Source organism: Salinibacter altiplanensis (genome assembly GCF_002894645.1).
Taxonomy (GTDB): domain Bacteria; phylum Bacteroidota; class Rhodothermia; order Rhodothermales; family Salinibacteraceae; genus Salinibacter; species Salinibacter altiplanensis.
On the sequence record NZ_NCQY01000010.1, the window covers coordinates 17,266 to 35,330 of the forward strand.

An 18,065-nucleotide genomic window follows, 5' to 3' on the forward strand; every position below is an offset into this window, starting at 1 on the left:
TTTGCAGCGGATTGGGGCTCCGTTTCCACATTGAAGCGGGTTCTGAGTCCTCAGAGGACAAAGATCGCGACGGCTCAAGACTGGCAGCCAGGAAGGGGCCAGGACAAAAAGGCCGACAGCACAGACCTACTGTAAGTCCCTTCTCCATTCCCGAAAGCGGAAGCCCGTATTCCCCTCGGACTACGTCCTACTCCCACATGCCTGCTCCTTCCGCCCCGTCCTCACAAACGGCCGCACTTGCCGAGGACCTCCGTCCACGCATCTCGGGCACGATTCACACCGATGAGATGACGCGGGCGCTCTACGCGACGGACGCGAGCATGTACACGATGGTGCCCGTCGCCGTCCTCGTCCCCGAGGCGAAAGCAGACGTGCAGACGGCCCTGTCGGTCGCGTGCGAGCGGGGCGTGCCGGTTCTGCCTCGGGGCGGCGGGTCCTCGCTCGCTGGACAGGGTGTTAACGAGGCCCTGGTGGTCGACTTTACGAACCACCTCAACCACGTTCTGGAGATCGACCCGGAGGCACAGACGGCCCGCGTGGAGCCCGGCGTGACGCTGGCGGAGCTCAACCGCGCCGCCGCCGAGCACGGCCTCATGGTGGGCCCCGACCCGGCGAGCGCCAACCGCGCGACCCTCGGCGGCATGCTCGCCAACAACTCCACCGGCACCCACTCCATCGCGTACGGCAACTTCATCCACCACGTCCGCGAGGCCGAGGTCCTGCTGGCCGACGGCACGAAGACCTCCGTGGGCCCCACCGATCCGGCCACCTGGCAGGACAAAATGCGGGACGATGGGCTGGAGGGCGCCATCTACCGCGGCCTGAAGGCGCTGCTGGCCAATGGCGGCCGCGAGACGATCCGGGAAGACACCCCAAACCATTGGCGCCGCAACAACGGCTACCGCCTGGAGGCGCTGCTCGACGACGCCCCCAACCTCGCGAAGCTCCTCTGCGGCAGCGAGGGCACGCTCGCCGTCACGACCGAGTTGACCTGCGGCCTCGTCGAGAAGCCCAACAGCACCGGCCTCGGGGTGGTCCACTTCGAGTCGCGCGACGACGCGCTGCGGGCCGTGACGACCGTCCTGGGCACCGACCCGTCGGCCGTGGAGCTGTTCGACGGCGTTGCGATCGAGCGCACCCAGCAGACGCCCGGCTACGCCGAGCGTCTCACCTTCTTGGAGGGGGCGCCCGGCTCGGTGCTCATCACCGAGTACTCCGCCGACACGGACGCCGACGTCAACGCGGCCCTCGATGCTCTCGAACGAACCATGGCGGACACAAACCGCGGCTACGCCACCGTTCGCGTGACCGAGCCGGACGCGGTCGAGAACGTCTGGTCCATCCGAAAGGAGGGGCTCGGCCTGCTGATGGGCGTGGACGGGGACTACAAGCCGTGGGCCTTCATTGAGGACGCCTCCGTCCCCGTCGAGAACCTGGCCGACTACATCGACGAGCTCTCCACATTCGTCGACGCCACCGACACGCGCGCCGCCTACTACGCCCACGCCTCCGCTGGCTGCCTCCACGTGCGGCCCTTCGTTAACACCAAGGACGAGACGGAGGTAGAGAAGATGACGGACATCGCGAAGGCGTCGCTCGACCTCGTCCAGAAGTACGGGGGCGTCGTCTCTTCAGAGCACGGGGACGGCATCGCCCGCGGGTGGGCGAATCCAGACCTTCTCGGGGAGGACCTGTACGCGCTCTGCCGGGAGACGAAGGCGCTCTTCGACCCGGACGGCATCCTGAACCCCGGCAAGGTCGTGGACGCGCCGCCGATGGACGAGAATCTGCGAATGGGCCCGACGTACGAAACCGACCCGTTCCGCACAGAGCTCGACTTCTCCGAGGACGGCGGCTTTGCCGGAGCTGTAGAAAAGTGCAACGGCAACGGCGCGTGCCGCAAGCTACGCGCCGGCACCATGTGCCCCAGCTTCATGGCCACCCGTGAGGAGCCGGATTCTACGCGGGGCCGCGCCAACGCGCTCCGGAGCGCCCTGGCCGGCGACCTCTCAGAGGACGCGATGACGGGCGACGACATGCACGAGGTCATGGACCTGTGCATCCAGTGTAAGGCCTGCAAGACGGAGTGCCCGTCGAACGTCGATATGGCAAAAATCAAGACCGAGTGGCTGCACCACTACTGGAACGACAACGGGATGCCGCTCCGCACCCGCCTCTTCGCCCGTCAGCCCGACGCGGCCCGCTGGATCAGCGGCACGCCCCTGGCATCCCTCATCAATTGGGCAAGCGAGCAGTCGGCCTTCCGCAGAGCAGGCGAGGCCATGCTGGGCATCAGCGCGGAGCGCCCCCTGCCCCCGTTCGCCCGCGAGACGTTTCGTCAGTGGTTCCAACACCAGAACCAGCACGCTCAGGTGGGCGGGGACGGCGTGCGCGAACCGCGCGTCGTTCTTTTTCCGGACGCGTTCAACGCCTACCACACACCGGCCCCGCTCCAGGCTGCTACCTGCGTGCTTCAGGCCACCGGGCACCGCGTTGAGCTGCCGCCAGCCTCCGTGGGCAGCGCGCGCACGCTCCTGTCGAAAGGGCTCGTTCCCCAGGCGAGGCGCCGCGCCCGCCGGACGGTCGATGCGCTGCGCCCGTACGCCGAGCAGGGCGTGCCCATTGTGGGACTGGAGCCGAGTTCCATCCTGACCCTCCGGGACGAATTCTTAGACCTCCTCCCCGACGACGCGCGCGCGGAAGCCGTCGCCGAGGCCGCCTACACCTTCGAAGAATATTTGTCTGAGCGGGCCGAGGACGGTGCGCTGGACGAAGGGTTGTGGCAGGGCCACGGCGAGGTGTTGCTGCACGGACACTGCCACCAGAAAGCCCTCATCGGGACCGCGGCGACGGAGCAGGTCCTTTCTCTGGCCGGATACGACGTGACCGCCGTCGACGCCGGGTGCTGCGGCATGGCGGGGGCCTTTGGCTACGAGGCCGAGCACGTGGACGTCTCGAAGCAAATGGCCGAGCTCCGCCTCGCTCCGGCCGTCCGCCAGACCGGCTCCAACACCCGGATTGCCGCCCCCGGCTTCTCGTGCCGCTCCCAGGTCAAGGACGTTACCACCCGTACCGCCCAGCATCCCGCCGAGCTGCTCTGGGATGCACTCGCGGATGCCCCCCGAAAGTGATGGCCGCCGCCTCCCGACCCGCCCGCTGGCACGCGCCGGCGAGCAGATTAGACCTCCGGCGGAGCGCACTAGTTCTGGCGGGTCGTCGTCTTCGAGTGGTAGGCCGCTAGGTCCTGCGAGGAAGGCCACAGCGACATGGCCTCTTGAAAAATCGGATCGGCCCGGTTCAGGATGGGACGTGCCACTCCCCGCCCGTACATCAGGCGCGCAAGGTAGCCCTTCACCCGCGTCGCAACGAAGTCTTTCTCCTTCTGGGCCGTCTGTGCGGCGTAGACCCGCTCCGAGGTGTTCACCGAGTCCGGGTTCTCCGTAATCTCAACGCCGTTGTCCTGGGTGAACGACCAGAAGGAGTCAATCATGTCTTCGGACGGCTCGAAGGAGGACTGGAAGTCCTCGGGCCGCTCCTGCCAGGCCTCCCGGAGATCGGTCTCATTCTCCGTAAAGTACTTCCGCGCGAAGGCATAGTCGAGGCCGCTCTGGACGAGGTGGGTCAGCGCCGTGGTGTCCGGCTGCACCACGTAATCCGGGAGGATGCCCCCCCCGCCGAAGACCGTTCGGCCGTGGTCGGTCCGGTACGCCAACGAGTCAGGAATGCTCTCGCGGTACTCGTCGAGATGGTAGGTCGCCTGGCTGATCGTGGAGAACTTCTCCCGGTAGTAATTTTCCTGGTCGCCCCGCTCGTAGGGCGACTGGATGAGACGGCCCACCGGCGTGTAGTAGCGTCCCACGGTCATCTGCAGCACGCTCTCGTCCCCGAGGTCAAACTGCTTCTGGATGAGCCCCTTGCCGAACGTGCGTCGGCCCACAATGAAGGCCCGGTCGTGGTCCTGCAAGGCCCCACTCAGAATCTCGCTCGCCGATGCCGATCCGCGATTCACAAGGACAATGACAGGCTGATCCGCGATCATGCCGCCGGGCCGTGCCGAGATGGTCCGGTTCATTTGCTCGCTCCGCCCCTTGGTCTCCACGATTGTCATCCCCTCTCCCAGCATCTCGTTCGCGATCTGCCAGGAGGAGCGCATGACGCCGCCGGGGTTGCCGCGGAGGTCGAGGACGAGCCGTTCCATGCCCTGGTCGAGCAGCGTCGACGTGGCCTCCCGGAACTCGTCGTGAGTTTTCATGGTGAACCGGGTAATGTTGATGTACCCGGTCTGCTCGTCCACCATGTACGGCGACCGCACAGACTGCGTCTCAATCTCTTCGCGCGCGAGGGTGAAGTCGAGACGATCGTCCATCGTCGGACGGTACACGGTGATCCGCACCTCCGTCCCGATCTCTCCCTTCAGGCTGTTTTGAATCTCGTTGGACGAAAGCCCAACGGCCGACGAGTCTTCGATGCCGACAATCCGATCGCCGGCCATCACGCCCATCTCTTCACTAGGGCCGCCCGCCACCGGCGAGATCACCCGGGCCGTGTCGTTGGGCACCTCAAAGACGATCCCAATGCCCCCGAAGGAGCCCTGATACTGATCCTTCACGTCTTCGGCCCGGTCGGCCGGGATGTAGGTGGAGTGCGGGTCGAGGCTGCCAATCATTCCCTCGATGCCTTCCTCCGCCACGTCGGCCGCGTTCAGCGGGTCCACGTACTCCTTGTTCATGACGACGAGGGCCTGCCGCATCTTGTCGAACTGCGTGCCCAGATCCTCATCGGTCAGATACGTGTCGAGCTGCACACCGAGCACCGCCCCGAAGGCGATAAGGAGGACGGCAGGGAGAATGTGGTACGTGCTGAGGCGCTTCATGGAATCGTCGGGGAGATCCGTGTCAAACGACAACGCAAGAACAGTACGGGCAGCCCGAAGGATCCTGAACAATCTCACCGTGGCGGGACACGCTCTGATGAGGATCCCCGGAATGGCATCAACAGTTTCCTCATATTTGGACCGGGCGGCTTTGTTGCAGATTTCGCCGTTTTGTTACCGGCCAGCGAACGTTCTTTGGGGGTTCGCTTATCAATAGGTGCTAGTTTGCACAACAAACAACGTGCAATCCACCCTCCTCAAGACCAGGACGGGGGCCACCTCCCTCACAGCCAGAATGTCAGACGCGAAGGTAGGCCAGTACTACTACATTTTCGACAGTCGCACCCACCGGCCGCTTGTGCTCGACCGAGCAACGGGGGAACACCATCCTCCCAGCTCCGACTCGCGGGGTCCGCTCATCGATCACGTCTCGACCCGGCAGGGGCCAGCGGTGGTGCGTCAGTTCGCACGCTGGTGTGCGCGACGGGTGAACCCCGGGGCGGTGTCGGCCCACACTGCCGCCGGCCGGCTCTGGGCTGCGGCCCAGCGGGATGCCCCGGACGCCTGGCAGCGCGTCCGGCGCGACACCGCCGACTCGGTCATGTTGGCCATGTCGCTCGGCCTGCCCCAGCGTGAACCCCAGGCCGCACGGCTTCTCACGCTTCAGGCCTGTACGCACCCAGAGGCCCAACAGGCAGCCCATGATGCCGCGCACATGAGTGAACGATGGGCCGAGTTCAGCGCACCGTCCGCCCCGGCAGAGGAAGCTCATGGGATGCGGGCCCGACACGTTGATTGGCTTCTCGACCGATTGTCCTCCGCGTAGGTCAGGAGGCCGCATCGGTTTCTCCGGCCGGGCCTCGTGGACCGGTCGTATGCAATTTTTTACCATTGAGGGCGGGAGACGCCCCCGCACACAGCTTCTGTCTGCAGGAGCAGGGGGCCTGCCTCATGCATTCTTCTCGTCCTCGTCTACCAGCGGCACGAAGCGGAACGAGTGAAACTTCTCCTGCGCGCAGTCATGGGGCCCTGAGCCGGTGCGAGTGACCCGCGTCATGGTCTGTCCCCCACGCTCCCCAAGTGGGATCACGAGCCGCCCCCCGGAGGCGCCCTCCTCGTCGGACGGCTCGCAGAGCTGACGCAGGAGCGGGGTGGGGATCTCGGGCGTTCCCGCCGTCACTACGATGCCGTCGTACGGCGCAAAGGCAGGCCATCCCCTCGTCCCGTCCCCGTGTCGTGTCCGCACATCGTAGCCGAGCCCGTCGAGCACGGAACGGGCCCGCCCGAGAAGGGCGTCGTGTCGCTCGACCGAAAAGACGCGCGCCTCCATCTCGCAGAGCACAGCGGCCTGAAACCCACTGCCCGTGCCCACCTCCAGGATGCGATCGCCCGGCCTTACGTCCAGCAGCGACGTCTGATACGCCACCGTGAAGGGCTGGGAGATGGTCTGGTTGAGCCCAATCGGAAGCGCCTCGTCGGCGTAGGCGCGGTCGCGAAGGGCCGGATCCACGAAGGCGTGGCGGGCCACCGACCGGATCGCCGACGACACCTGTTCGTCGTGGATGCCCCGCTCCCGGAGAGTCTCGACGAGCTGTGTGCGTTGGTGGCGGTATTTCCGGTCGTCCGACGGAGTGGCAGCCATGGTGGGCGGAGGAGCAGTATGAAGAACAGCGTCTCTCAGACCGAGGCAGGAACCGAGGCGCTCGCCTGTGAGGTGGACTGTCCCGTGAGGGCGCTCGTGAGGTATGTCCGGAGCTCTTCGGGGGTGATGTTGGAGATGAGGGCGCCATCGCGCGAAACGCTGATGTCCCCGGTTTCCTCCGACACGACCACAACGAACGCGTCGGTTTGTTCGGTGAGGCCCACCGCGGCACGGTGGCGGAGGCCGAGCTGTGGGCTCAGCTTCATGCTCGTGGAGACAGGTAGAATGCACCGGGCCGCCTCCACGCGGCGGTTATTGACGATGACCGCTCCGTCGTGCAGGGGATTCTGCCCGTAGAAGATCGTGAGCAACAGGTCGCGCGACATTTCCGCCTCCAACGTCTTGCCGGTCTCGATGTAGCTCCGCAGGCCGGTGCTGCGCTGAAAGGCGACGAGGGCCCCGATCTGCTGCTGGCTCATCTCCTCCACCGCCCCCACCGTTTCGTCGATGATCTGGCTCTGGTCGGTTGTGCTGACAAAGCGCCGCACAATCGGATTCTTGCCCAGCAGCAGGAGCAACCGCCGAATTTCCGGCTGAAAGATGATGATCACCGCCAGCACGAAGACCTGATTGAAGTAGCTGAAGACGGTGGTCAGCACTGTCATGTCGGCCAGCTCCACCACGAACTGGATCAGAAACAGGGCCCCAAGGCCGAGGGCGATTTGCACGGCAATCGTCCCGCGCATGAGCCGGTAGAGCTGATACAGGATGTAGGCGACGACAACGATCTCGATGGCGTCGCCAATCCCGAAGCCGATAATCTCGAAGACCTTCACGGAGCGAGTCGGCCGGATGCAAAGAGACGACAAGGTCGGGGGATGCGGGCGGCACGAGGGCGCTAGCGCTGACGAAGCGTGGCCCCGAGGACCTTCAGCATGTCGACGGTGGGCGCAACGTCATGGGTCCGCACAATGGTTGCCCCTCGGGCCACGGCGGCGGCTGTGGCCCCAAGCGACCCGAAGAGCCGCTCGTCGACGGGGGCAGGGGTATCGGACGTGCCCAGGGCCGCACCGATCGTGCTCTTGCGGGAGACGCCCACAAGCACGGGGCAGTTGAGCGTCAGGAGCTCGTCGATCTCGTTCAGCAGGCGAAAGTTCTCAGCGTCGGACTTGCCGAAGCCGAAGCCCGGATCGATGATGATCTGTTCTACCCCCGCCTGCTCCGCCGTCTCCACCGTCCGGGCCAGCCCATCGCGCACCTGAGCCGTCACGTCGTCGTATTCCCGGGGCCGCGTGAGATCGCCCGGCTCGCCCACCGAGTGCATGAGCATGAGAGGCGCCTTCCAGTCGGCCGCGGCCTCGGCCATCTCGGGATCGTGCCGGAGGCCGGTGACATCATTCACGATGTCCGCCCCCGCAGCGAGAGACGCCCGGGCCACGTCCGGCTTGTAGGTGTCGACGGACACCACCGCCTCGGGAAACCGGTCCGTGAGGGCGTCGATAATGGGCACCACCCGATCGCGCTCGTCCTCTTTCGAGACCGGATCCGCCCCGGGCCGGGTCGACTCGCCCCCTACGTCGATGATCGAGGCCCCTTCACTCAACATCTCGGCGGCCCGTGACACGGCCTTCTCGACGGTTACGTACTGACCCCCGTCGGAAAAGGAGTCAGGGGTCACGTTCAGGATTCCCATCACGTGGGCCCCCTCGGCGTCTGGACTGCCGGGCCGGCAGTCGAGCGTGTAGTCGTCCCCGCGGAGCACAAACCGGTCGACGGGGAAGGCATCGGGGGCTAGCGATGACGTTGAGCGCGACGTGCGAGGCATGGGGATGGTGCGCGTTTTAAGAAGTGGCGATGCACAAACACTTGCCGGGGCAAGGTATACACAGAGCGCTGTCGGAACGAGATCCATCGCCCGTTTTTGTGGAAACTTTCCGGCCGTTCCGTGTATCCTACGGCACGTTCCACGAAGCGGCCCACACGACCTGCTTTTTCGTCGCCTGCTTTTTGTCGATGGACGACATTGTACGTTCTGCCCTGCAATGGATGGGTCCCCTCCGACGGGTTCAGGAGTTCACGTCTCGCCCCGTTGCCACTCAGCGATCGCTGCTTCGTCGCCTGCTCCAGCGGGCCGCCGACACTGAATGGGGACGCCGGTTCGATTTTTCCGAGATCGCCGACGCATCCAACGTCGTGCAGGCCTACCAGGAGCGCGTGCCGCTGCACACCTACGCGGACATCGCGGACGACGCGGAGCGGGTTCGGCGGGGCGCCGCCGACGTGATGTGGCCCGGGACCATTACCAACTTCGCCGTGTCCAGCGGCACCGTCTCCGACGGCAAGGTGATCCCCATCAGCGACGAGACGATCGACCACAACCGATCGTTCAGCGTGGGCACCGGCATAAACTACCTCAAGGAGAGCCTCGACCCCGGCTTTCTGGGGGGACGTCACCTTACCCTGCCGGGGCGGGTGGAGGAAGATCCCAACTACCCGGGCACGAAGGCGGGCGAGATCAGTGGCATCCTCGCGGAGAACGCCCCCGGCTTCTTCCGTGCCCTCTTCCAGGCCGTTCCGAATGAAGTGACCTTTCTCCCCAGTTGGGAAGAAAAGCTGCGGGCCGTTGCCGAGCGGACGGTCGACAAGGACATTCGTCTTCTCGTAATGGTGCCCACCTGGGCCCTCAACCTGTTCGACCTGCTAATCGACCTGCACAACGAGCGACACGACGACACCGCCACGACCGTGGGGGAGGTATGGCCGAACCTGCAGGTGTTCATCTCGGGCGGAGTCGCCCTTCGATCGTACCGCGACCTGATCGCGGAAAAGGTGGGGCACGACCTCGACTTCGTCGAGACCTACGGCGCCTCCGAGGGCTTCTTCTCTTTTCAGAACGAGCTGGACGACCCTTCGATGCTGTTGCATCTCGACAATGGGGTCTTCTACGAGTTTGTGCCGCTCGACGAGCGGGGCACCGACAATCCGACCCGCTGTACAATTGCCGACGTGGAGCCGGGCGTGCGCTACTCCCTGCACGTCACCTCCTGCAGCGGGCTTTGGGCCTACGAGGTAGGCGACGTCCTCCGGTTCACGCAGACCTTCCCGCACAAGATTACCGTTGCGGGCCGCACGAGCGATATGATCGACGAGTACGGGGAGGCCATCTATGGAGACGAGGTTCGTGCCGCCCTGCGGAAAGCCTGCGAGGCGACCGGGGCACACGTCTCCGACTACCACGTGGCCCCGCGCTCCGCGACGAATGACACACAGCCCGGGCACGAGTGGCTCATCGAGTTCGAGCACGCCCCGGACGCCCTGACGGCCTTCGAGCAGGCCCTCGACGAGCACCTGCAGGAGGTCAATCGACACTACTACATTCGCCGCGAGGGCGAGGCGCTGGACGGCCCGGACGTGTCGGCCCTTCCGGAGGGAACGTTCTATCACTGGCTCCAGGCAACCAACGACGACATCAGCGGACAAACAAAGGTCCCACGCATGAGCGACACCCGCGAGGTGGCCGATGGCGTACTCAAAGCCGCTGAGCAGGATCTATGAGAACGTTCCCCCGAGGATTTCCCCGCCGCTAGCGCTGGAACAACCGGTCACGTGACTCGTGATGACTTCGCGGAATGCGGATCGGATCCTCCACAGACTCGGTCTCGGTTGAGCTTCGGCACTTTCTAACCCTGGTTGAGAGCGTCCGTGTCCCCGGGAGGCCCGCACCCGGTCCCGGGACGTGTCGTCCGCTCCATCACTGTCACCGCTCATCACCCACAAACCCGACAGGACCATATGCAAGTTTCTCGCGAACAACGCATGCTAGACCAATACCTCCAGGAGATCGGGAAAATCGATCTTCTGGAGCCGGAGGAGGAGGTCGAGCTGGCGCGACGCATCGAGGATGGTGACGAGGAGGCCCTTCACAAGCTCTGTCGCTCCAACCTCCGCTTCGTCGTGTCGGTCGCGAAGAAGTATCAGGGACAGGGCCTGTCACTGGCCGACCTCATCAACGAGGGAAACTACGGCCTCATCAAGGCCGCCAAGCGGTTCGACGAAACCCGTGGGTTCAAGTTTATCTCCTACGCCGTCTGGTGGATTCGGCAGGCCATCCTTCAGGCCCTCGCCGAGCAGAGCCGCGTGGTGCGTCTTCCCCTCAACCGCATCGGCACCATCTCGAAGATCCGGAAGGCCAGCGCCCGCCTGCAACAGGACCTCGACCGCAAGCCCAACATCGAGGAGCTGGCCGAGGAGCTTGAGATCGATGTCCAAAAGGTGCGCGAGGCGATGAAGCACACCAGTCGCCACCTGTCGATGGACGCTCCCTTCAATGAGGAGGACGACAACAGCCTCCTCGACGTGCTGCCGGACGAGGACAACGACTCGCCGGACGAGGAGATGCTCTCCGAGTCGGTCAAGATCGACATCGAGCGCGCGCTCAGCGCCCTGCACGACCGCGAGGCCGAGATCACACGCCTGTACTTCGGCATTGGGCGCGAGCACCCGCTTACCCTCGAAGAGATTGGCAAACGCTTCGACCTGACCCGGGAGCGGGTCCGCCAGATCAAGGAGAAGGCCCTCCGGAAGCTCCGCCAGCGCCACAGCCGCCAAGACCTCCAGCCCCACACTGACTAGTACTGATACTGATTGGTACTGACACGGCCCCGTCTCCCGATTCATCCTTGTGATGAACGACCCGGGCGCGTCTCGACTCCTGTCGGGGCGCGCCCGTTTTCGTTGGGAGCCATCGTGCAGGAACGATTGGCACTGACCGAGCTGCCCACCGTCTGTCCATGTCCATTTCATCACTTGCCCCTCGCTGCGTCCTCCAAGCCACGGCCCAGAATCGAGTGGTCCTGGGATACGCGGTGGATCCGGACCGGGTGGCGCCTCTTCTGCCAGACGGTCTCGTCCCCGCACGGCACGAGGGAACAACATACGTCAGTCTCGTGGGGGTCGAACTCGCAGACGTTCGGGGGCTCGGCCTCGCAGTCCCTGGCGTTCAGCGGGTGCCGGCGGTGGAGCTTCGGATTCACGTACGCCCCGCGGAGGCCTCGTCGGGCCTCGTGGGCACCTGGACGGCCCAGGCGCACGTGTCGCGGCGTCTCGTCGCGTGGGGCGCCCGCCGGCTGTACGGCGAAACGATAGCGGTAACGTCCATGCAACCCATACGGCGAGAGCACGCCGACCACGTGGAGGTCACGTATCGCTTCGACTGGCGAGGCCGAGAACAGCGCATCCGGGTGCGGGGCGAACGCGCCCCCGTCCCACCGCCCCCTGACGCCCGCGCCCACATCTTGCTTAGCCCCGACTGGCGCTTTGGCACTGCCCGGGACGGTACACTGCTCCAGGCCCGCATCAAGCGTCCCGCAACACCCGTCCACCGCGTACAGGAGCACCACGTGACCGTACAGTGGCCCGCCGTTTACGGCGACCTCGGCCAGCTTCTTGCCAACCGCTCTCCCACTCTCGTCCTGTTGTCGTCCAGCGCACCGGTGACGCTACACTGGCGCACACGGGGGCAGGGATAGACCGCTCCTATTGCATTTTGCCCCCCGCGTTAATACACTTTTTACGTAGAGAATCCACATTGGTGCTCCGACGGCCCCTCACATGCTCCGTCCAGGCGTCGATGCACAGGCCTTTCGGGAGCGCTTCCGGCTGCGCTTCTGCACCATGTCGCTCGTCCCTCATCTTCTCTCGTCTTCGGTTCATGCCCTCATTTCTCCCCCTCCGGTTCCTCTCTGCCGTTCTTGCCCTCCTCGTGGTCGTCGGCCTGGGGAGCACCCCCCACACGCTGGCACAAGGGTTTGGCGTCTACGAACAGAGCTCGTGCGTGATGGCGCGGGCCGGCGCAACCGTGGCGGACGGCTGCGGCGACGGGTCCTCCATCTACTTCAACCCGGCCCATCTTGCAGGGGCCGACGGGGTTACCGCATCGGTCGGCGCCACGCTCATCGACGTCGGCGGCGACTTTACGTACGATCCCGGCACGCCCCGAGCCACGACGCAGGAGGAGGTGGACCTAGAAAACGACGTCATTCCCGTGCCGCACGCCTATCTCACCTACGGCCTGACCGAGAAGATCGGCCTCGGCCTCGGCACGTACGTCCCCTACGGACTGGAAACGCAGTGGCCGACCCAGCTGTCGGACGGGGCTGTGTTCGACGGCGCGTTCGAAGGCTTCGACAACCAACTGCAGTCGTTCTACGTCCAGCCCTCCATTGCCTACCAGGTCACACCGAAGCTGAAGATCGGGGGAGGGCCCGTCTTCGTGGTTTCGTCCGTCGAGCTCAACCAGTTCCAGGACTTGTCGCAGACGGAAACGCCCGGCGGAGGCCCTACCTTTGGTCAACTCGGCGTGCCCTTCCACACGGCCTTCGCCCGCACGAAACTGGACGCCGACAATGAGTTTGGGATTGGGGGCAACATTGGGCTGTCGTACGAGGCGACCGACCGCATCAAGGTCGGACTCCGCTATACTACACCCGTTACTGTGGAATACGAGGGCGAAGCGACGTTTGAGCAGGTTGAGACCGGACTCGTCTTTCCCAGCAGTAGTCCACTGGCACGTGATCTTCCGACGGACGGAAATCAAGACGGAAATCCAGATCCTACCCCAGCCGACTTGCTACTTGCCAGCCAGTTTGGCGGCAACGGGGTCCTCGAGCAGTTCAGCAACCAGGCCGATGAAGGGGGCGCACTGAACAGCCAGTCCGTCGAGACCGAAATCACCTTCCCGATGCAGCTCGTGGCCGGCGTCAGCGTCCAGGCGACCGACAGACTGCTGCTCCTGGCCGACTACCAGTTCACCGGCTGGTCGAGCTTCGACGAGCTTCCGCTCGAGTTCGGGCGTCTGGAGGACGATGCTCGCATCGAAGACTACGAGGACACGCACGCAGTCCGAGTGGGAGCCGAGTACGACCTCCTCGATCCGCTTACCGCTCGGGTCGGCTACCTGTTCAACACGGACGCCGTCCCGGACAAAACGGTGACGCCCTTGCTTCCGGAATCTGAACGGAACCAGTTCACAGTTGGCCTCGGCTGGCACGCCACCGACACGGTGGAGCTCAACATATCGTATCAGCGGCTTGAGCAGAACGACCGACGAGGCCGCGTGCGCGGAGCTCGACCGGGGGAAGAGCTCTCGACCGATCTCAACCAGGGGCTCTTTAGCTTCAACGCGAACCTCATCGGCGCAACCTTTACTTTGCACCTGTAAAAACCCATGAATCACTCCAGCACATTTCGTTCCGCCCCGGCGGGGCTCCTGGTCCTGTTGGCTTCGGTCTTGCTCCTTGTGGGGTGTGACGACGAGTCGATCATAGCACCGGACACCGAGAACGAACTGTTCACGAACTACGTGGCCCTCGGCAACAGCATCACGGCGGGGTTCCAGTCGGGCGGGATCAACGTGCAGACCCAGTCGGAGTCGTACGCAGTGCTTCTCGCCGAGCAGATGGGAACTCCTTTCGGCATTCCAGCACTTAATCCACCGGGGTGTCCTCCCCCTCTGCAGTCGATTCCACCGCAGCCTCCCGACACGCAGTGTGGACTGCGATCAGGGAAAACCTCGCAAGTTAAAAACGTAGCCGTCCCAGGAGCCGCACTATTTGATGTCCTCTCCAATGAGGATCCCAATGGTCCTGACCTACCCCCGGGACCGAACCAACTCACTCAGTTTGTTCTTGGAGGACGAACTCAGATACAGGCTGCCCTGGATGCCAATCCAACCTTTGCGACGGCCTGGATCGGCAACAACGATGTGCTGGGGGCGGCAAATGCTGGAAGCGTCGACCTAGCCACTTCCCCCACCGACTTCGAAGCACGCTATCGTGCAATTGCTGATAGCCTCAACGCTGCAGAGTCACTGCAAGGCGCCGTCCTGGTTGGAGTCGCTGACGTAACTGCCGTCCCTGGAATCTTTCCCGGTCAGGTGTACTTAGGGCTTGCCCAACAGGCCGGAGATCAGCTTCCAGGCAACTTCAGTGTATCATCAACGTGCGCACCGAATGACCAAGGAGGCCAGGGCTCGACCAATCAGCTTTCGTTTCTCTTTGCTCTCGACCTCATCAATCAGGCGCGCCAGAATCCGAATGGACAGTTTACCCTGAGTTGTCTCAATGACGATCCGGGTGTCTTGACGCCGGGCGAATTAGACGCATTGTCGAGCCGTACGACCGCCTACAACAACATTATCTCGTCCATTGCAGACGAGAACGGGTGGGGGTTCTATGATCCGAACGGTGATTTTGAGGCTCTCGAAGAGGCAGGCGAAATTCCTCAAGTACCGGACTTTGAGTCCAACCAGCCCTTCGGCCAGTTCTTCAGTCTCGACGGCATCCACCCAAGCGCCTCCACCCACAGGGTGGTCGCTGACCAACTCGTTCCGGTAATCAACCAGACCTACGACGACGCAGACCTGTCGCGCTTGGAGAATGTGCCTCCGCTACCGGCCAGGAACGACCAGTAGACCAGTTTGGCCCAGCGTGGTCCTCTGCGCGTCGACTCGGCTTGATTTACGGTCGGGTTGAATCCGCGGCCGTCGTGTCCGCCGTCGGCGTACTGCCCTCGATCGTATCGGGAGCTGTCGGCGGCACCGTATCGGAAACTGGTTGGGGGGCCACAGTGGTATCGGACAACGGGATGGTGACCGGGGCCGACGTGGTGTCGGTCCTGCTCGTGTCGACGGCCTCGATCAGAATATTCCCGTTCTGGGTTCGAAGCTCGACGGTCGGGCCGCCGTCGCCCACCTGAGCGTCATAGCGTGCCCCGGCGTTGATGGGAGAAAACTGCTCAGAACCAAAGGAGAGCCCGCGGGTCCGAATGGTGCCCGCGTCCGTTTGGGCATCGACCTGAACCGCCGTCGCCGGCGGAAAGCGAAGACGAAGGTCCCCGTTCGCGGTCTCGATCAGGTGCGTTCCGTCCGCGGGAAGGGCGTGGAAGCCAACCTCCACGTCCCCGTTCTTGATTGCCACCTCTGCCGGCCCCGCGGCCCCCTGCACGGTGACATCGCCATGCGCGTGCGAAATGGTCAGCGCCCCCTCCACCCCGGCGATGCGGACCGGTCCGCTCAGCCGGTCGATACGAAGGGCCGTTCGACGCGGCACCTGCCCCTGCACGTCAACGGCGGCGGGGACGTCCTGATCGGCCGCCAGGGTGTAGGTGTACTCGGACGCAGAGCCGCTCTCCGTAATCGAGAGGCCCTCCAGCACGGCCTGTGCGTCGTCCCGCGAGTCGCCCCGTCCGCGCCGCACGAACGCGAGGTCCGTCGTCGACCGGTCGGCCCCCGTCAGACGCACCGTCCCCCGCATCCCCTCCAGCACGAGGGGGCGATCATTCGGGGCGACGGCCCGCGCCACCGTGTCGACGACCTCCACAGTGCCAAGCCGAAGCACTCCGTCGCTCGTGCGGGTCACCTCCGACTCTTGAGACCGTTGACACCCTGCCCCGAGCACTCCAATTCCGAGCACGCCGAGTACAAGGAGAATCGCCAGAAGTCGCTGCATGGTACGTTCGGAATTAGGAAGCCGAGCACGAATGTTCTCAGTGAAGCTCGATGTTTTGGATAAACCGGCGGGCGGCGAAGTACGACCCGAGCCATCCCAGCAGAACGCCCCCCCCGACAAGGCCCCCGAAGAGCAGCAGCTCCGTGTAGAGCGAGAGAGGGGCCCGGTCGATTTGCTGGAAAAACAGGCGGTAGAGCCCCCACACGACGCCTCCGGCAATCGTCCCCCCAGCGAACCCCTGCACGATCCCTTCGACGAGAAACGGGCGCCGCACGAAGCGGTCCGTGGCCCCCACCAGCTTCATTGTCCGAATGAGCAGCCGCCGGGCATAAATGGTGAGCCGGATCGTATTCGCCACGAGAAAGAGGGCCGCCAGGACGACAATGCCCCCCAGGGACAGCCCGACGGCGTTGATGAGCTGCCGGTTCTGCGCCACCCGGGTGAGCAGGTCTCGGTTCAGCACGACCTCCTCCGCCCCCCGCCACTCTTTCATCATGTCCGCGGCCCGAGCCATGCTGTCGGGATGGGCGTGGCTCGGGCTCATCTCGATCTTGATCGACGCGGGGAGAAACGTTGGGTCTTCAAAGGCAGAGGCTCCCTCCCCAAACTCCTCCCGAAAGACCCTGGCGGCCTCTTCGTGGGAAATAAACTCGGCCCGTGCCACGCCCGGCAGGGTCCGGACACGAGCGTGGAGGGCCTCTTCAATGTCCTCGGTGGCATCCTGCTCGATGAACAGCTCCATCTGACTGGCCTGCTCGCGCAACATGTCCGACACGACCGTAGCCTCGTACCCTACGATGCCGAACACGCCCACGAGCACCAGGGCCACCGCGATGGCGCTCGTGGACGCCACGGCCGAAAACGTGGCGCGCTGAAGGTTGGCAACGCCTTCCCGGATGACGTACGGCAGCACAACGAGACGGGTCAAGTGGAAAGAAACGATTGTAACGGCAACCTACGAAGGCCGTGTCGGAAAGAACAAGCGGAATCGTGAGATGGAGTAAGACGGTGCCCGGGCTGCAGACCATTCCTCCTTCTCCGATTCCGAAGTCGTCGCCTGCAGGCTGCCTACCGTTCCGCCCCGTCCGGATACGTGGCCCCGCGCGGGTAGGTGCCAAGCACCTGCAGGTCCGTGGTGATTTCTCGGAGGTGACCCAGCGCCCGTGCCACCGCCTCGTCCACCACGTCGCCGTATACGTCCAGATAGAACCGATAGCGGCCCGGATGCCCCACCAGGGGCCGACTTTCAATCTTGGCTAGGTCCAACTCGCGCAGTGCAAAGACGGCAAGGCTCTTGAAGAGAGCCCCCGGCACGTTGTCCTGCAGGACGAAGGTCACCGATGTCTTCGGCTCGCCCTCCCCCACCCGGTCTGCGTCCGTGTCGTTTGGGGCAAGCACGAGAAAGCGAGTAAAGTTTTGCTCGTTGTCCTGGAGGCCCTCGGCGAGCACCTCAAGGCCGTACCGCTCGGCGGCCCGCCGGGAGGCCACCGCCGCCATCGTCACGTCTTCGGTCTCCGCCACGGCGCGGGCCGCCCCGGCCGTGTCCGGCGCGGCCTCCGGCCTCGCATCCGCAGCACGAGCCCGGAGCCAGTCCCGGCACTGGCCCAGCGCCTGCTGATGGGACCGCACGACCTCTAGCCCGTCGATCGTCGCCCCCGATGGCGCCCATGAGGCAGTGGTGGATGCGTAGCTGTAGCGCCCCAATAATCGTCACGGCGTGGGTGCGAAGGTGATCGTAGTTAATCCGCACACTGCCGAACACTGCGTTTTCAATGGGGACCACCGCCCGGTCGACCGCGTGCCCTTCGACCGCCTCGAAGACATCCTCGAACGTGGCGGACGGGTGCAGCTGGGCGTCGTCGAAGACGCACCGTACGGCCTCCTCGCTGAAGGCACCGGGCTCTCCTTGAAAGGCGACGTGGGACGGCATCGTTTTGTGTACACCGTTGCGGGAAAGGACGTAGGACTACGAAAAAGTGAATCGGCTGTCCCACGCCTCCGGGGGATCTGCGTTCCAGTCTCCCGGAACAAAAAAATGCCCGGC

Annotated in this window: 14 protein-coding genes and 1 pseudogene; 7 read left to right on the forward strand and 8 right to left on the reverse strand. The window is 64.5% G+C overall.

All coding sequences use genetic code 11. The features are described from left to right. Window positions 1-197: 197 nt before the first annotated feature. The gene (locus tag B7R93_RS05835) at window positions 198-3,131 is read left to right on the forward strand and encodes an FAD-binding and (Fe-S)-binding domain-containing protein (RefSeq protein ID WP_103019894.1); all 2,934 of its coding nucleotides are present in this window, start codon (window positions 198-200) and stop codon (window positions 3,129-3,131) included. A gap of 68 nt (window positions 3,132-3,199) precedes the next feature. Here B7R93_RS05835 and B7R93_RS05840 read toward each other — a convergent pair whose 3' ends face one another. Next, entirely contained in the window at window positions 3,200-4,873 is a 1,674-nt protein-coding gene (locus tag B7R93_RS05840; protein WP_103019942.1) for a S41 family peptidase, read from the reverse strand. Between the two features lie 295 nt (window positions 4,874-5,168). Here B7R93_RS05840 and B7R93_RS05845 point away from each other — a divergent pair, with 295 nt between their 5' ends. Next, window positions 5,169-5,699: a hypothetical protein gene (locus B7R93_RS05845; RefSeq protein WP_103019895.1), complete on the forward strand. Its 531-nt coding sequence runs from the start codon at window positions 5,169-5,171 to the stop codon at window positions 5,697-5,699. A gap of 123 nt (window positions 5,700-5,822) precedes the next feature. Here the strand turns inward: B7R93_RS05845 and B7R93_RS05850 are convergent, their stop codons facing one another. From B7R93_RS05850 to folP, 3 genes are all read right to left on the reverse strand, one after another. Beyond that, window positions 5,823-6,515 (reverse strand): protein-L-isoaspartate(D-aspartate) O-methyltransferase, encoded by a 693-nt coding sequence (locus tag B7R93_RS05850; protein ID WP_103019896.1) that lies wholly within the window; start codon window positions 6,513-6,515, stop codon window positions 5,823-5,825. A 35-nt stretch (window positions 6,516-6,550) separates the two neighbouring features. Further along, the gene (gene cdaA, locus B7R93_RS05855) at window positions 6,551-7,351 is read right to left on the reverse strand and encodes a diadenylate cyclase CdaA (RefSeq protein ID WP_103019897.1); all 801 of its coding nucleotides are present in this window, start codon (window positions 7,349-7,351) and stop codon (window positions 6,551-6,553) included. Window positions 7,352-7,413: 62 nt separating this feature from the next. Continuing rightward, window positions 7,414-8,340: a dihydropteroate synthase gene (folP, locus tag B7R93_RS05860; RefSeq protein WP_232798071.1), complete on the reverse strand. Its 927-nt coding sequence runs from the start codon at window positions 8,338-8,340 to the stop codon at window positions 7,414-7,416. A 188-nt stretch (window positions 8,341-8,528) separates the two neighbouring features. Between folP and B7R93_RS05865 the strand changes: the two genes are divergently transcribed. From B7R93_RS05865 to B7R93_RS05885, 5 genes are all read left to right on the forward strand, one after another. Next, window positions 8,529-10,070 carry a GH3 auxin-responsive promoter family protein gene (locus tag B7R93_RS05865; protein WP_103019944.1) on the forward strand — a complete coding sequence of 514 codons (1,542 nt, stop codon included), beginning with the start codon at window positions 8,529-8,531 and terminating at the stop codon, window positions 10,068-10,070. 237 nt (window positions 10,071-10,307) lie between these two features. After that, window positions 10,308-11,147, forward strand: coding sequence for a sigma-70 family RNA polymerase sigma factor (locus B7R93_RS05870; RefSeq protein ID WP_103019898.1), 840 nt, complete (start codon window positions 10,308-10,310; stop codon window positions 11,145-11,147). Window positions 11,148-11,305: 158 nt separating this feature from the next. Then, on the forward strand, window positions 11,306-12,043 hold the full coding sequence (locus tag B7R93_RS05875; RefSeq protein WP_103019899.1) for a DUF2071 domain-containing protein: 738 nt from the start codon (window positions 11,306-11,308) through the stop codon (window positions 12,041-12,043). Between the two features lie 182 nt (window positions 12,044-12,225). After that, window positions 12,226-13,734, forward strand: a complete 1,509-nt coding sequence (locus tag B7R93_RS05880) for an OmpP1/FadL family transporter (RefSeq protein WP_232798072.1) — start codon at window positions 12,226-12,228, stop codon at window positions 13,732-13,734. A gap of 6 nt (window positions 13,735-13,740) precedes the next feature. After that, a complete protein-coding gene (locus tag B7R93_RS05885; RefSeq protein WP_103019901.1) occupies window positions 13,741-14,985 on the forward strand; it encodes an SGNH/GDSL hydrolase family protein in 1,245 nt (414 codons plus the stop codon). Window positions 14,986-15,031: 46 nt separating this feature from the next. Here B7R93_RS05885 and B7R93_RS05890 read toward each other — a convergent pair whose 3' ends face one another. The 4 genes and pseudogenes from B7R93_RS05890 to B7R93_RS16215 form a co-directional block, all read right to left on the reverse strand. After that, on the reverse strand, window positions 15,032-16,021 hold the full coding sequence (locus B7R93_RS05890; protein WP_103019902.1) for a DUF4097 family beta strand repeat-containing protein: 990 nt from the start codon (window positions 16,019-16,021) through the stop codon (window positions 15,032-15,034). 37 nt (window positions 16,022-16,058) lie between these two features. Then, window positions 16,059-16,949: a cell division protein FtsX gene (locus tag B7R93_RS05895; RefSeq protein ID WP_232798073.1), complete on the reverse strand. Its 891-nt coding sequence runs from the start codon at window positions 16,947-16,949 to the stop codon at window positions 16,059-16,061. 140 nt (window positions 16,950-17,089) lie between these two features. After that, window positions 17,090-17,650, reverse strand: coding sequence for a prephenate dehydratase (locus B7R93_RS05900; protein ID WP_232798074.1), 561 nt, complete (start codon window positions 17,648-17,650; stop codon window positions 17,090-17,092). Between the two features lie 91 nt (window positions 17,651-17,741). Next, a pseudogene (locus B7R93_RS16215) lies at window positions 17,742-17,951 on the reverse strand (prephenate dehydratase domain-containing protein); the annotation flags it as partial. Between the last annotated feature and the right edge of the window lie 114 nt (window positions 17,952-18,065).

Bases quoted from the DNA above. Each gene is read 5' to 3' on its own strand.
- B7R93_RS05880 (WP_232798072.1), top strand. From the start codon at position 12,226: ATGCCCTCATTTCTCCCCCTCCGGTTCCTCTCTGCCGTTCTTGCCCTC.
- B7R93_RS05865 (WP_103019944.1), top strand. From the start codon at position 8,529: ATGGACGACATTGTACGTTCTGCCCTGCAATGGATGGGTCCCCTCCGA.
- B7R93_RS05850 (WP_103019896.1), bottom strand. From the start codon at position 6,515: ATGGCTGCCACTCCGTCGGACGACCGGAAATACCGCCACCAACGCACA.
- B7R93_RS05845 (WP_103019895.1), top strand. From the start codon at position 5,169: ATGTCAGACGCGAAGGTAGGCCAGTACTACTACATTTTCGACAGTCGC.
- B7R93_RS05835 (WP_103019894.1), top strand. From the start codon at position 198: ATGCCTGCTCCTTCCGCCCCGTCCTCACAAACGGCCGCACTTGCCGAG.
- folP (WP_232798071.1), bottom strand. From the start codon at position 8,340: ATGCCTCGCACGTCGCGCTCAACGTCATCGCTAGCCCCCGATGCCTTC.
- B7R93_RS05875 (WP_103019899.1), top strand. From the start codon at position 11,306: ATGTCCATTTCATCACTTGCCCCTCGCTGCGTCCTCCAAGCCACGGCC.
- B7R93_RS05890 (WP_103019902.1), bottom strand. From the start codon at position 16,021: ATGCAGCGACTTCTGGCGATTCTCCTTGTACTCGGCGTGCTCGGAATT.
- B7R93_RS05885 (WP_103019901.1), top strand. From the start codon at position 13,741: ATGAATCACTCCAGCACATTTCGTTCCGCCCCGGCGGGGCTCCTGGTC.
- B7R93_RS05870 (WP_103019898.1), top strand. From the start codon at position 10,308: ATGCAAGTTTCTCGCGAACAACGCATGCTAGACCAATACCTCCAGGAG.
- B7R93_RS05840 (WP_103019942.1), bottom strand. From the start codon at position 4,873: ATGAAGCGCCTCAGCACGTACCACATTCTCCCTGCCGTCCTCCTTATC.